The organism is Verrucomicrobiia bacterium (genome assembly GCA_023953615.1).
Lineage (GTDB): Bacteria > Verrucomicrobiota > Verrucomicrobiia > Limisphaerales > JADLHS01 > JADLHS01.
The window spans coordinates 422,875-437,121 of record JAMLJH010000001.1; the positions used below are offsets into that span (position 1 = coordinate 422,875).

Sequence of the window (14,247 nt, forward strand, 5' to 3'; positions counted from 1 at the left end):
TGCACAGTTCCATATCTGTCAAGGGATAGACGACCACACCCCAGGTGTATTCACCGCCCGCAGACACTCGCCGTCAACTCGCTCATGCGAACGTTGGCAGCCCCGTCCAGAATTGAACTGGAATCAACGGTTTAGGAAACCGCTGCTCTATCCATTTGAGCTACGGGGCCACTCGCCAAAATCATAGCAATCCCGATCGCTCCGCACAGCCTAATTCAACTTTGATCCCGAACGCCACGGCCCGGCAAAAACCGGTTTTGCACCAATACATTTCTTTACACTTTTTCCCGGCGGACATACAGTCGCCCCATGCCGACGGAATATGATGCCACGGAATTTGTTGATGCGGATTTCACTCACCACCCGATCGCAAACAGCAGTGTCATGAGTGGCGAGTCTCGCGCGCCTTCGCGCGAGGAGGTGGACTCGCGGGTTGCCGAAGCCCAACGCAAGCTGGCCGACCTGAAACGCGCCCAGGAAGAACTGGAACGTGAACGCGCCGCGCTCGAGGAAGTGCGCCGTCGCCAGACCGAATTTCAAACCGGACGCCAGGAATTGATTCAAAATTTGACGCGCGGCCTGGGCTTGTTGGAGGAAGCGGAATTCGCCACCCGGCGCGACGCGGAGCAAATGGGAAAAACCATTTCCGATCTGCGCGACGCCCTGGTCAAAGTGCGCGACATCAACGAGGAAGGCTGGTCCAAGGAGCAGTTTCATGTCGAACTCACCCGCGCGTTGACCACGTTGGAAAATGCGCGCATGGAATGGAATGGCGCGCGCTTGAAATTTGACGTTCTCTCCGGGGAACACGCGGCGGACGCCAGTGAGGCATCAACCCGCTCGAGCCTCGGCAAACCCGATTTGACGACGTTGAGTTTTGGGCAACTCTGCAAATGGGGACTCGCCTTTACCTGGCCCGTCGCGGTGGTTGCATTACTCGCGCTGGGAGTATTGGTCGCCCTTTTGTTGCGGACACATTAACGAGCCACGCGGTCCAACCGTTGCGACTCATGAGTTGGTGGAAAAAAAGAACCGATCCGATTTCTGACCGGGCGCAGGAGTTGAACGCCAAAATCGCCGCCTTGGAAGCGGAGATTCTGCAGCTCGACGAGCAATTGCATCACGCGCCGGAAGGCGCGCCCCGGCTGCGTTCCACCGCAGTCCCGCACGGCGCAACCGTCAGGCACACCCTTCCAACCGCCACAACTCCGTCGCCCACCTCGCCCAGCTCGGAACCCGTCTTCGAGGAAATCAGCCAGGAACGCATCACCACGGAAAACGAAATGCCGAATCTGCCCGAACACTACAACGAGTTCGGCACGCGCAAACTGGACCTGCCGGCGGTGATCCAGAAAATCCGCCGCTTCTTCACCGGCCCCAACACCAGCAATCCGCAACTGGTGAACTATCTCGCGGCGGGCGGCGTGCAAGGCTTGCGCCCCTTGCGCAAGGAACGCCGGGTCGCGCGCAATCGCTTCATCTTCTTCGCCGCCGTGCTTTTCCTGGTGCTGTTCGGCACCGTCTGGTGGTATCTGCATCATCGCTGAACCGTCGCCACTTTTTGCCGCATGAATTATTGCCTGTCGGTTTCCACAAAAGACGGAGAATTTATCGCCGGTTACTCGGCAACAGGTCTGGCGCAATTAAGTTTTCCCGAGGCGCGCACAACCCGACCATCCGTGCTCCCGGATTTGCCTCCTAAAATTCGCGCCTGGCACCGGCAGACCATCGCGGCCGTAAAGGCGGTTCTAAGCGGATGCCGACCTTCCACTTTGCCGCCATTTGATCTATCGAGCGGTACGGCCTTTCAACAGGATGTCTGGCGCGCCCTTTCGCAAATCAAACTCGGGCACACACAAAGTTACGGTGAAGTGGCATCCGCCATCGGTCGCCCCAAAGCCGTGCGGGCGGTGGGCAGTGCTTGCGGCGCCAATCCCATTCCACTGCTGATTCCCTGCCACCGCGTGCTGGCGGCGCACCAGCGATTGGGCGGCTTTGGCGGTGGCTTGGATTGGAAGCGCAAATTACTGGCGGCGGAAAAGGTTCACTTCTTCTGAAGTGCCGCAACGGGGTGTCACTCCTTGGGCTTCGGCGAGTTTGGATCTCGTTTTAACTGTGCAAGGTATTTGCGCGTGGCAGCGGGTAGTTCGTACCAGATGATTCCCGCCAGTAAAGTGCCGAGGAGGGCGAACGGAATGAGAAACACCGGCCACCAATACCAGCTCCGTCCCGCCAGTTCGCTGAAGCTGAACACAACGTCGGGCACCTGGCTGAGTGTGTGATCTTTTGGCGTTAAAAAACCAATGCCCAACGACTGGATCGTGCTGCCCAGGTACACAAAACCGTCCACAATTCCCGAGCAGGTGGCCGTCGCCTTGCGACCGCCAAAATCCGCCGCTGCCGTGCCCGACATCAGTGAGTGAACGCCGATCACTGCGGCGGACATCAGCAGTGCCAGCAACGCCACCGCCACCGCCGAGCGGAACAGAAAGACCACCATCAAACTGGTGAGCAGAAACATCACCGCACCCAACAAGGCGGCGGGCGGACCGCGGCGTGATTGAAACAGTTTGTCCGACACCAATCCGCCCGTGAACCCGCCGGCAATACCAAATAAGCAGAGTAAAAAGCCCCAGTTATCCTGAAAATACTTTGCGCCCACCTGCGGCACCTCGTGCGCAAAAATGGTGTACCACTGGATGATGCCGTTGCGCAGCACGCCCGAGGTCAACTCCACGGCCGCGATCACCAGCATCAGTTTGCTGGCAAAAATCTTTTTCAACAAATCCGCGGTGGTCAGTTGGATGTGCATTTCTCCCGAGGAAGCGTCGTGCGTATCCAGGTAGGGAAATCCCGCTTCCTCCGGCGTGTCTTTGATGAGCCACCAATCCATGAGCGCCCAGAACAGCATGATGACCGCCGGAATAAAAAAGATCGCCCACGTCGCGTCCACCGCGCGGGTGTCCACCGCGAAAATATGCCGCAAGGTCTTGTGAAACCACCCGGCTGATGCCAGCGAACCCGCCTTGGTCATCGTCACAATGGCGGCGCCCCAATCGAACGCGAAATAAATGCCGAACGAAATCAGCGTGCCAAAGATCGCGCCAAATACGCCGCGTTCGCGCACGTGAAACCAGTAGGCTTTCACCTTGATGATGGAAACCGCGCCGTAACTTTGGAAATACATGTTGACCGCGTAAACCACGGCGTACGCCAGCACGAGGTTGATCTGCAGCTTGCCCATCACCACGAAATACGTGAGCACTCCCAGAACGATGTTGGCCGCCGCCGAACCCACCGCCGCGATGAGGATGCCGCGTTTGCCGCCGATCTTGTCCACCAACGGACCGTTGACCAAAAACGAGAACGCATAGACAAAGGTGCCCGCGCCAAAAATGATGCCGAAATCCTCCTTGCTCATCAGCGAGCCGAGCGCGTTTTTGGAGACCTGCAAGTTGTAGCGGCCCATGTACAGAAACGCGTAAGTCATCCCGAGCGGAAACCAGTTGATGAATCGGCGCATCAAAAACCAGTTACTGTGCCCGAGCGGATTGTTGTAGAAGTAGAGTCCGATGACGGCCGCCAGGCAGAGTAGTACGAAATAGATTTCCATGAAATGTTCGGCGGCGCTCCCGCGGCTCCGGCCACGCTGCGGCGGATGCTAATGAACTCCACCGGAACAGGTCAAACTTTCATTCCCGCGTTTCCGCCTCGCGCGACCGGTGGTTTCCGCGTGGCTTGACGCTCCCCCGCCCCTCCAGTAGTTTGCCGTCACTGATGAGTGATTTAGTGGATCCGAAAAACTTTCTCGTTCCCATCGTCGTCGAACAAACCGGTCGCGGCGAGCGCAGTTGGGATATTTACTCGCGCTTGCTGGTGGATCGCATCCTGTTCCTCGGCACGCCGGTGGATGATCAAGTGGCCAACATCGTGATTGCGCAGTTGCTGTTTCTGCAAATGGCCGACCCCAAAAAGGACGTGCATCTCTACATCAATTCACCCGGCGGCAGCGTCACGGCGGGACTGGCCATCTACGACACCATGCAATACATGACCTGCGACGTGAACACGTATTGCGTGGGTCAGGCCGCCAGCATGGGCGCGGTGTTGCTCGCGGCCGGCACCAAGGGCAAACGCTACGCCCTGCCCAATTCCAACATCATGATTCATCAAGTGCTGGGCGGCGCGGAAGGTCAGGCCAGCGACGTGGAAATCCGCGTCAAGCACATGCTCAAACTGAAAACCACGCTCAACAACATCCTCGCCAAACACACCGGCAAACCGACGGAGCAGGTGGAAAAAGACTGCGACCGCGACAATTTCATGAGCGCGGAAGAGGCCAGGAATTACGGCCTCGTGGATCATGTGGTGCAATCGCGCAAGGAAATTCCGGGCGCGGATAAAAATTAAGGCGCAATCATTTATGGCCCGACCGACCAATCTCACCATGTGCAGCTTCTGCGGCAAGTCGCACGCCGAAGTGAAGAAGCTGATTGCCGGGCCGGGCGTGTACATTTGCGACAATTGCATCATCCTCTGCAAAAACGTCCTCGATCGGGAGACGCAGTTGCAGGAGCAAAAAAAACAACCGCACTTCACCGTTCCCAAGCCGGCGGAAATCAAGCACCGGCTGGATTTGCATTGTATCGGTCAGGAGGCAGCCAAGAAAACTCTGGCGGTAGCCGTCCACAACCATTACAAGCGGATTCAACTCCCGACGGCAACCCCGGCGGGCAACAGTGATGACGCCCCCGAATCCGCCTCGCGTTCCCTGGCGGACGTGGAAATTGAGAAAAGCAACATTCTCATGATTGGGCCGACCGGGTCAGGCAAAACCTTGCTCGCCCGCACCCTCGCAAAAATTCTGGACGTTCCCTTTGCCATTGCCGACGCCACCACGCTGACCGAAGCGGGTTACGTGGGCGAAGACGTGGAAAACATCATTCTCCGATTGTTGCAAAGCGCCGACTACGACGTGAAACGCGCCCAGCGCGGCATCGTCTATATTGACGAGATTGACAAGATCACCCGCAAGAGCGAAGGCCCCTCCATCACCCGCGACGTCAGCGGCGAGGGCGTGCAGCAGGCGTTGCTGAAAATCCTGGAAGGCACGATCTGCAACGTGCCGCCGCAGGGCGGTCGCAAACATCCGCAGCAGGAATACATTCGCGTCAACACCAGCAACGTGCTGTTCATTTGCGGCGGCGCGTTCATCGGTCTGGAAAAAATCATCCAACGCCGGCTCGGACGCCACACCATGGGTTTCGCCGCCGTGCCCCAATCCCAAAAAATGGCGGCGGTGGGCCGCGACGAAATTCTGACGCAAGTGGAACCAGAAGACTTGCTGCAATACGGCTTCATTCCCGAATTTGTGGGGCGGTTGCCCGTGACCACGACGCTGGCCGAACTGACTGAAGAACAACTCGTCACCATCCTCACCGAACCGCGCAATGCGTTAACCAAGCAATACGCCAAACTCCTCGCCATGGACGGCGTTAAGCTCGAATTTACCGCCGACGCCAAAGCGGAGCTGGCCGCGCAAGCGCACAAAAAAGGCACGGGCGCGCGCGCCCTGCGCGGGTTGATCGAAAAGATCATGCTCGAGGTGATGTACGAAGTCCCGGGCAATCCGGATATTTTTCACATCAAGATCACCCGTCCAGCCGTGCTTGGCGAAAGCAAACCCATCATCCGCCGGAAAGAAAGCCAGGCCGCCGCCTGAAGTGGCGACCCCGCACCGCTGCGGCCAGACGGTCGCACTCTTGAAACACCAACTGGACTTTGCGCGAACCACGCGCCTCATGCTCTCCGTGCTTTTAACTCGACGATCAGCGGAAATTGCCGAACCTGTTTTGCGTGACGCGTTTGAGACATTGCGGAAGTGGACTGGTGTTGATCGGGTTGCTGACCGGTTGCGGGACGGTTTCGGATTACTCGCCGCAAGGCGCAACGAGTCAGCCGAAGCCGGCAGATTATCCGATTTACGTGTACCCGGAGGAACTGCCCGTGCCGCGAGCTTACGAGACGGTGGGTTCGATGTACGTCGGTGAAACTCTGTTCACGGTGTTCGGCGGTTCATTCGAAAATGAGTTGAACACCATGCGCAAAAAGGCGCGGCGCGTCGGGGCGGACGCGGTCAAAATCACTTCGATCCAACAACCGGACTTTCTGCACGCCAAGCATCGCGTGGAGGCAAATCTGATCCGCTTCACGCAACCGTGGGAATCCATCCCGATGGATGAGGCGGAGATGAAATTGTATCTGCAGGCGGATCGGGATTTTGATCCGATCGAAGGCATCTGGCACATTCAGGACCCGGCGCAAACGCGGATTGGGATTGTCGAAAACCGGAGCAAACCAGGACGGGATTTCGTCGCATTTCTGTTGGATTCCAGCAATGCGAGTTGGAAACCCGGCGACAAAAAGCTCGATCTTTTACGCGGCGAACGCGACGAAGTCTATCGTGGCAGTTATTATTTCGACGATTATCGCCGCCAAAGCGTGGCGTTCACGTTGCGACCGGGGAATACCAACTCCTTCATGATTCAACTCAGTGTGGATTCGGTGCCGCTCTTCTTTGTGCGCGAACAGCCGAGTGCCCAATAAAAGTTGGCGCACGACGCCGGATTGACGTTGCGGCTGCCGTTGCCCTCGGATCGAAAGGCGTTCCTTGCCTCGGATTCCGATTCTTTTACAATTTTGTCATGCAAAGGATTTCTTTCGCGGGGCGCAAGGGTTGCGCTTTTTTTCGCCCGATGATTTGAAGTCGTGAATTACGGTGGCAGATGGGATGGCTATGGATCTTAAAACTCTTTCACAGCGGGTGGGACTTTCGCCCGGAACGGTTTCACGCATTCTTTCCGGCAAGGGCGATCAATTCCGCATCTCCAAGACCACCCAGGAGCGGGTGTTGCGGGCCGCGAAAAAACTGGGCGTGCAGCCGAACCAACTGGCGCGCAGTCTGCGCCTGAAAACGACGCGGACCATCGGCCTGTTGATTCCTGACATTTCCAACTCCTTTTTCTCCGAGCTGGCCCGGCACATCGGCAAACAGGCGCGCGCCGCCGGATACAGCGTATTGCTGGCGGACGCGGAAGAATCCACCGCCGTCGAAGCCGAATGTGCCAAGGTGCTGTACAGCCGGCGCATTGATGGTTTGATTGTGGCGCCGGTAGGTGGCGAAGCGGCGCACCTGATCCAGTTACATGCGCAAGGCTTGCCCATCACGCAGGTGGACCGCGTGTTTGCGTCGCTGAAAGCCACTTCGATCACCACCGACAATACTGCTGGAGTTCAGGAAGCGGTGCGGCATCTGGTTCAGCGGGGGCGACGCCGGATTGCCTGTCTGCAAGGCGAGCCAAACAGTTCGGTCAATATTGCCCGGGTGCGCGGTTACAAAGCGGGACTGGCGGCGGCGGGGATTCCGTTCCGGGCGGATTGGTTGGTCGGCAATAGTTATCTGCCGCCGTCGGATTGGACCGAAGTAAAGCAGTTGTTGGAAACGCGCGATCGGCCGGAAGCCATTCTGGCGTTGGGAAACATTCTCGCGCTGACGGCGTTGCGGATCGCGCAGGAAATGGAGCTGGCGATCCCGCAAGATCTGGCGGTGGTGTCGTTTGACGACGCGCCGTGGGCGCCGCTGACCATGCCCTCCCTGACGACCATCGCGCAACCCGTGGCGGAACTGGGCGTGCGCGCCTTCCAGGAGCTGCTGGTCGCCATGGCGCGACGCAAATCCTCGGAGGCGAAGCAAATCGTGCTTCCCGCGCGATTGATTGTGCGCCATTCTTCATGACCATAAACCAATCGGATTGGCGAAGTGGTTTTTGACTGAATCATGAAAAATATCGTTTCAATTTTGTTGTTGAGCCTGACGCTGAGTCGGGCGGAGCCGGTACGTTTGATCTTTGACACGGACATGGGCAATGACGTGGACGACATGATCGCGTTGTCCATGATCCACACGTTGGTGGATCGCGGCGCGGTGGAATTGCTGGCCGTCACCATCACCAAGGATCACCCGCAAGCCGCCAGTTTCGTGGATGCGGTCAATACGTTCTACGGACATTCCGAAGTGCCGATTGGCGTGGTGCGTAACGGCGCCACGCCCGAGCCGGGCAAGTTCAACCTCTTGGCTGATGAGCGGAATGTGGATGGCTCGTTGCGTTATCCGCATAAGTTAAAGAGCGGCGCCGATGCGCCGGAAGCCGTGCGGCTGCTGCGACAGGTTTTGGCGCGACAACCGGATGGCAGCGTGGCCATTGCGCAAACGGGTTTTTTCACCAACCTCAAACGCCTGCTCGAATCAAAGCCCGATGCCGCCTCGCCGTTGGATGGTCGGGCCTTGATCGCCCAGAAGGTCAAACTGCTTTCGATCATGGCCGGTGCGTTCCAGACGGTTCTTGATGACACCCGACACCTTGAATACAACGTGGTCAATGACATCCCCGCCGCGCAATTTCTGGCGGTCAACTGGCCCACGCCGCTGGTGTGGAGCGGCTTCGAGCTGGGCGTGAAGGCGGCATATCCGCACCAGGCCATCGAACGGGACCTGAACTACGTGCCGCATCATCCGCTGAAAGAGGCTTACTATCTTTACGAACCGCCGCCGCACGATCGGCCCACCTGGGATCCCGTGGCGGTGCTTTATGCGGTGTTTCCGGATCGCGACTACTTCGGTCTGTCCCCAGCCGGCAATGTCACCGTGGAAGACAACGGAGCAACTTGGTTCCGTCCGGCGGCGAATGGTCAAGGCCGACACCGTTTTCTGACGCTGAACTCCACGCAAACAGCGCGGGTGCGCGAAGCCATTGTGCAACTCAGCATCCAACCGCCACTCCGCGCAAAGTAAACGCTATCCACACCGGTCAAGGCGCACCGACGCGCCCACGCAATCACCAATCAACTCAAGGTCCGCGGCGCAGCGGCGGCGAATTTCAGCCGCACATCCTTGACGATCCGTGCGGCAACGGCGGGCATCCCTCCCTCATGGAATACAGCAAAACCTGGTGTCGTCCGCGAGACGCGGACGACTACCGCCGGGAATGGCGGGGGCAACTTCATCCTCACTCTCTTGGACGGCATCGAGATTTTTGGACTACCCCAAAAACAACCACTACTAAAATCAAGCCGGAAAAAGCCAAAATGCCTCGTAGAATCCATACCGTTTTTGTCTTTGAACGCCTCCTTGGAGGCGACTCCAATTGTTTAAAGCTTCCCATTTTAGTCACTTTTCCACCTCTGCTGGCGAAAAAAGCTCCATTGCTGGCGAATATTTTAGAGACCTGATTGGTGGTAAGAAATTTTGCATCTGAAAAGAAATCAGCCGGAAGCGGTTCGCCAGCGAGCCGCAAAGTATAAATGGTAAACTGACTTGCCGGCTGCCACTGATCTCCCACCTTCTCATATTTTCTCATCTGTTTCGGGTAGCCATCGAAAAGCCAAACGGGGTCAGGATATTCATAAGTGATTAAAGCATAATCTTCCCTGCCTTTTATACCCAGCGACAACGCCTGAGGGAGATTATTCGACAGCTCAAGTCGGCCAATAATAGTGACGTCCGTCTCGCTTTGTGCCGTAAACGCCAAATCATTCCACGTAACCGACCCCGCCTTCGGTCCACCCACGCCAAACCGTAAGAGTTGCGAAATCCAACCGTGTTGTGCTACTCCCCACTGAGAAACAGGATTTTCGGGGTGGCGATCAACGGATTCAAATGAATGCGTTGAAGACCTGATGCCAATTTCATAAGTATTAGTTCCGCTGCGGCCCCATACGGGTTGTCCCATCCCGCCCGCATTGGAAGCGCCTTCAGCGTTTGTGCGCGCGATTACAAAAAAGTTCGTTCCCGCAAAAGCTCCTTCTAAAAACGACGATCGAAGCCAGTTTTTAGTCGTAATTCCTCTCTTCCTCAATTCCGCCTCCACCTCCGGAGGTACGTTGCCAGTTCGTAAATCTTCCTGGCTGGCAACAAAATGTTCCACATCTGGCGGCGTATTGACTGAACGTTTGAGCAATAATAGCAGGTCTTCTTGGTTGCCTTCACTCATTGCAGAAGCACAAATGGCCAGAATGCCAGCCAGCCCGCCGACTGAAATTCTCCAGAGGCGATGGACTTGGCGCGAGCAACTGAGAGAGGGCCCCTTGCCTGTTCTCATCCTGTTTCTTGCCACGGCGACTCTACGAGACTCCGTCCATCTGCGGAAAACTGATAAATAAAAACATCCTCTCTGCTTCGAGGAACATCCGCGTGAAATCGGCAAGCCTTTTAATAGGTGATTCATTCTGTGAAAATTCCGAAACGGCTTGCGGCGGTATAAGTCAAAAAAACCGTCTCATCAACTGCTTATTTAAGCTTTCTTCAAGGCAAGCCAAGCGCCAGACCTGATGTCGTCCGCGAGACGCGAACGACGACCGCCGCGGACGGCGGTGTTCCTCAATTCCCATTCCTCTGCCCATCATTCCCTTGCCTTTCCGTTCGTGTATTTCGCGGTTGTGTTTTCTTGGGAGGGACGCGTTCCACCGCGTCCCTGATTAGTTAGGGACAACGTGGAAGTCGTCCCTCACGATATAACAGCGCCGCCGCCGTGAGCGTGTGCTCGGCCAACAATGTGGCTGCGGCGTCCCGCCGCAGTTCTGACCGAACCGAGTTGAGTCGTCTCGGTGGCCTTTAACTTCAGAACCTGAATGTCGTCCGCGAGACGCGAACGACGACCGCCGAGGACGGCGGTGCTCCCCCCAATTCCCATTCCGCCTCAAATCCGGCGCATGGAGGAGAGCGCAGCCAATGGTGGAAATTTCAGCATTAAAGACTGGACGGCTCCGGGCCGGAGAGTAGAGTCACCAACAACTGGGCCGCACCGTTGAAACACCGACCAAAGACTTATGTCGTGATGAACCATAATAAATCTATTCATCGTCGGTGCCGCGGCATAGGACTAACCAAGTGGCCCTCTGGAGACGCACTACCCTTTATCCATTTGATGGTCGGAATGTCGGCGCTGTTCTCGGTACTGGCTTTTCCAAATACCGGGCGCGCTGAAAAACTGGGGGAGACCTTTATTTCTTCGGGTGAGGGATTCCAAGCTGAAGGCACATTTCGTCGGGTGGCTTACGCGCCGCCGACAACAGATTATGTGGTGTTTGAAGGTTTATGGAGAGCGGTGGTAGGCAAGAATGGAGTTCACGTTTCGGTAACGTATAATAGAACAAAAGCCGGCGCAGCGCACAAATCCGAGGTAGCGGTCATAGGTGCCGATCAGTTTGAATTGTTTACCAATGAAAGAGGCCAACAGCGCGGAACAATCAGAGCCGCAGATCAATTCTTTGTAGGCGGTGAGGGTCAGACCGTGTCGCAGTATATTGTCAAAAGGATCACCGAAATGGGGACGGGGTTAACTCTCTCAAACGGCCCTGCATCTTGGCTTCACCTTGTTACAGCTTTGCCGGCTGACCTGGTCAATGGGGTGCGTCGGTCGCAAGAGATTGACCAGTCGCGGCTAACTGAGAGTTGGTTTGTCAGTCGGTACGCGGCTACCGGTCCGGTTCCCGAATACGGCACGAATGGATTCCTAGCCGTCAAATTTCAAAGCAATACGGGCAGCATCGTTTCTGGTGAGACGATCGAAGTTCAGGAATACTGGCCCAAGGAACATCCGGTTGAGGCGCGTGATGTCAATCTGTTTCGGGAAACAACAATGGAGGTGACAAGTGTGATCAAGGTAACCAATGCCAACTTGTTACCTGTGGTTACTTATATGGACATGGGCTTGGAGGATTTTAGGTTCGGTGGCAACACTAATCCAGTCGGATTTACTTTTTCGCAAGTCTCATGGGTTTCGAAAAACTCGGCAAGTTGGAAGAAGTTGCAAGCAGTGGCTGCGGTTAAATTGAACGCCCCGCAATTTCTCGTTCATCAAGGCATTGATGGATGGCGAAACACCATTCGATACGTAGTTCTGGGAGCTATGGTATTCATCGCCATTTTTGCGAGCGGCACCGTTCTGCATAGATTTTTCCGCAAAGCCCCAAAACCATAGCGCGAACCTCACAGACGCGATTCACTCCTCACCTCAAGTGACAGAAAATATTATGCGGGCGGTGCTCGCCGATCCGCGCATCGGCGGCTGCGGAAAATTCCAACATTAAAAACTGGACGCCCCCGGAGCGGAGAGTAGAGTCACCAACAACCGAGCCGCACCCATTGAAACACCGACCAAAGACTTATTCCGGGATGATGACCATCGTTCAAGGCGCGCCAACCGCCCACTCAGTCACCAATCGGCTTAAGGCCCGCTGCTCGACAACATCGAATTCCAAAAGCGCGTTCGTGTGATTTGCCGCTCCAAACGCAGCGGCCGACACATCCGGTAAATCGTAGGTGTGCAATTGCAGAATTCCCAAAGTTGGATGGCGAATTTCCGCGGGCACCGGAAAATGAAATTTCACCGTTGCGAAATGATTCGTTGGCAGGAGCCGACGTTCGGAAAACCATTGCCGATCCGCGTCGTCGGTAATGGAAACGGCAATGGTTGCGCCGGCGGCATTACGGTTCGACTTGGTGACGATTGGCAGGGTCAGGCTGGTGAAGGCTTGCAGCGCGTCCGGTGACGTAATCCGCAGGCCCCGAGGCGATGCTGATTCGACGTGACCCGGCGGCGCGGCAACGACGGGCAGCGTGGCGAGGAAATCGCGGGCGTAATTGAAGTATGCGTTCGTGGCAATCGCGTGCCAGTTGTAGCTGTTGTAAAGTTCGGTGCCGGCGGCGTACGCCACCCGCAAATCCCAGAGGTGCGTCCCAATGGGGCGGCCATCCGTTTCTTCCCGATTCAAATCCGCCCACGGTCCCCATTCGCGAATCCGATCAAAATCCGACGGCACACTCCACATGCCTTCGATGCCGGCTCGCGCCCCCTTGACGCGCGCCCAATCCGCCGCCGTCTGATTGATCTTCACGCCGGGAAACAGGAGGTCGAGTTGCAACGAGTGCGTGTAGAGCGGAAACCGATTCGTCAGCCCCACCGCCATCAGCGCCGCACGCGCGGCATCAACGGTTTTTTGAAAATAACGGCCCGCGTTGCGTTGCAGCCAGACCAGCTCCGCCGCCGACAAACCATCCGCCGGATCAAGCGTGATACCGTCGCGTTGCGCCGCCGCGATCACGAACGGATTAAAATCCGCCCAACGCTCCCCCGCCCACTGCGGCGTGTCGCGCGTGGATTGGGTGTCCCAATAACGCGGTTCATTTTCCAGGAAGATGCCGGCGATCCACGCGGTGTCGCCCTGCGTCAACCGGTCCAAACTCCGCACGGCTTCCCGCAGACGTTGCGCGCGATAATCGTTCAGCCGCGCGCTGTTCAGCGTGAGCCACGGCGTGTCCGACCAGACATTCGGTGTGGTGCGACAGTAGTGCGAATTGTAGCGCTTCCCCAGCAATTCGCGCAGCTCGGGGTCGTCGGGATGAGTCGCGTCCGGCGTGTAACAAATCTGCTGGTAACGGAGATCGCCAAATTTTCCGCCGTAACCATCCGGGACGTGTCGGGGCGTGCCGTTCCACCAGGAAACCAGACCGAGCAGCACCGGAAGTCCGGTTTGACGCGACCACTGGCGCGCGGTCGCCAGTTGTTGGTAAACCTGATTGGAGGAGCTGCTGGCGTAATAGATTTCGCGCGAAAAGCCTCGCGAGATTTTTCGCTCCGCCGCCCCGGGCAACGAACGCGCGAGTGAGTCCAGTTGCTCTGCTTCCGAAAGGCCATGCCACGGATTGATGATGGTGCCCATCAAATGAAACTGATCTTCACGACGAATCCGCCGCAAATCCTCGGCGGTAACGCTGCGGAGCCGCACGATCAGCGGCGGATGATTCGTATCGCCCAGATTGGTCAACGTAACCGGTCCGGGTGGCGACTGAGCGCAGCGCAGAAAATAGGTGACCGGGCCGAACCCCTTGGCGGCGTAACGCCGTTCGTAAACGGGTAATCCCGGACCACTCACGAGGTAATGGTAGGCGCGCGGCGCAACCGATTCCGGGTACGCCTCGGTGATGGCGACGTATTCCGCAGCGGCATTGGTGAGCGTAAAGTTGGCCGTAGTCGCCACCGGTTGAACTTGCAAGGAAGTGAAATTAGCTCCCACCCAAGCTGAAATTTCCTGCGAAATCGCCGCCGTCGCATTCTCGGGGCGAAGGCTCAATCCGCCCACGCCCAGCAACACCAGCAAACCAACCATCCCGAGCCGAGATTGCTTCAT

Annotated in this window: 12 protein-coding genes and 1 tRNA gene; 9 read left to right on the forward strand and 4 right to left on the reverse strand. The window is 57.0% G+C overall.

Annotated features, from left to right (window positions below):
- Positions 1-94: 94 nt before the first annotated feature.
- Positions 95-170, reverse strand: a tRNA-Arg gene (locus tag M9920_01600).
- Positions 171-309: 139 nt separating this feature from the next.
- Here M9920_01600 and M9920_01605 point away from each other — a divergent pair.
- The 3 genes from M9920_01605 to M9920_01615 are packed head-to-tail and all read left to right on the forward strand — an operon-like array spanning position 310 to position 2,057.
- A complete protein-coding gene (locus tag M9920_01605) occupies positions 310-981 on the forward strand; it encodes a hypothetical protein (protein MCO5050982.1) in 672 nt (223 codons plus the stop codon).
- Between the two features lie 29 nt (positions 982-1,010).
- Positions 1,011-1,547: a hypothetical protein gene (locus M9920_01610; GenBank protein ID MCO5050983.1), complete on the forward strand. Its 537-nt coding sequence runs from the start codon at positions 1,011-1,013 to the stop codon at positions 1,545-1,547.
- 21 nt (positions 1,548-1,568) lie between these two features.
- A complete protein-coding gene (locus M9920_01615) occupies positions 1,569-2,057 on the forward strand; it encodes a methylated-DNA--[protein]-cysteine S-methyltransferase (GenBank protein ID MCO5050984.1) in 489 nt (162 codons plus the stop codon).
- A 17-nt stretch (positions 2,058-2,074) separates the two neighbouring features.
- On the opposite strand, the gene M9920_01620 is transcribed toward M9920_01615, so the two are convergent.
- Positions 2,075-3,613, reverse strand: a complete 1,539-nt coding sequence (locus M9920_01620; GenBank protein ID MCO5050985.1) for an MFS transporter — start codon at positions 3,611-3,613, stop codon at positions 2,075-2,077.
- Positions 3,614-3,777: 164 nt separating this feature from the next.
- On the opposite strand from M9920_01620, the gene clpP reads away from it, so the two are divergent.
- The 5 genes from clpP (at position 3,778) to M9920_01645 (ending at position 8,851) form a co-directional block, all read left to right on the forward strand.
- Positions 3,778-4,410: an ATP-dependent Clp endopeptidase proteolytic subunit ClpP gene (clpP, locus tag M9920_01625; GenBank protein ID MCO5050986.1), complete on the forward strand. Its 633-nt coding sequence runs from the start codon at positions 3,778-3,780 to the stop codon at positions 4,408-4,410.
- A gap of 13 nt (positions 4,411-4,423) precedes the next feature.
- Positions 4,424-5,722 carry an ATP-dependent Clp protease ATP-binding subunit ClpX gene (clpX, locus tag M9920_01630; protein ID MCO5050987.1) on the forward strand — a complete coding sequence of 433 codons (1,299 nt, stop codon included), beginning with the start codon at positions 4,424-4,426 and terminating at the stop codon, positions 5,720-5,722.
- A gap of 134 nt (positions 5,723-5,856) precedes the next feature.
- On the forward strand, positions 5,857-6,606 hold the full coding sequence (locus M9920_01635; protein ID MCO5050988.1) for a hypothetical protein: 750 nt from the start codon (positions 5,857-5,859) through the stop codon (positions 6,604-6,606).
- A 190-nt stretch (positions 6,607-6,796) separates the two neighbouring features.
- Positions 6,797-7,795 carry a LacI family transcriptional regulator gene (locus tag M9920_01640; GenBank protein ID MCO5050989.1) on the forward strand — a complete coding sequence of 333 codons (999 nt, stop codon included), beginning with the start codon at positions 6,797-6,799 and terminating at the stop codon, positions 7,793-7,795.
- A gap of 42 nt (positions 7,796-7,837) precedes the next feature.
- Complete coding sequence (locus M9920_01645) at positions 7,838-8,851, forward strand: nucleoside hydrolase (protein MCO5050990.1); 1,014 nt, start codon at positions 7,838-7,840, stop codon at positions 8,849-8,851.
- 214 nt (positions 8,852-9,065) lie between these two features.
- Here the strand turns inward: M9920_01645 and M9920_01650 are convergent, their stop codons facing one another.
- On the reverse strand, positions 9,066-10,049 hold the full coding sequence (locus tag M9920_01650; protein MCO5050991.1) for a hypothetical protein: 984 nt from the start codon (positions 10,047-10,049) through the stop codon (positions 9,066-9,068).
- A gap of 942 nt (positions 10,050-10,991) precedes the next feature.
- On the opposite strand from M9920_01650, the gene M9920_01655 reads away from it, so the two are divergent.
- Complete coding sequence (locus tag M9920_01655; protein ID MCO5050992.1) at positions 10,992-12,038, forward strand: hypothetical protein; 1,047 nt, start codon at positions 10,992-10,994, stop codon at positions 12,036-12,038.
- Positions 12,039-12,246: 208 nt separating this feature from the next.
- On the opposite strand, the gene M9920_01660 is transcribed toward M9920_01655, so the two are convergent.
- Positions 12,247-14,247: a hypothetical protein gene (locus M9920_01660; GenBank protein MCO5050993.1), complete on the reverse strand. Its 2,001-nt coding sequence runs from the start codon at positions 14,245-14,247 to the stop codon at positions 12,247-12,249.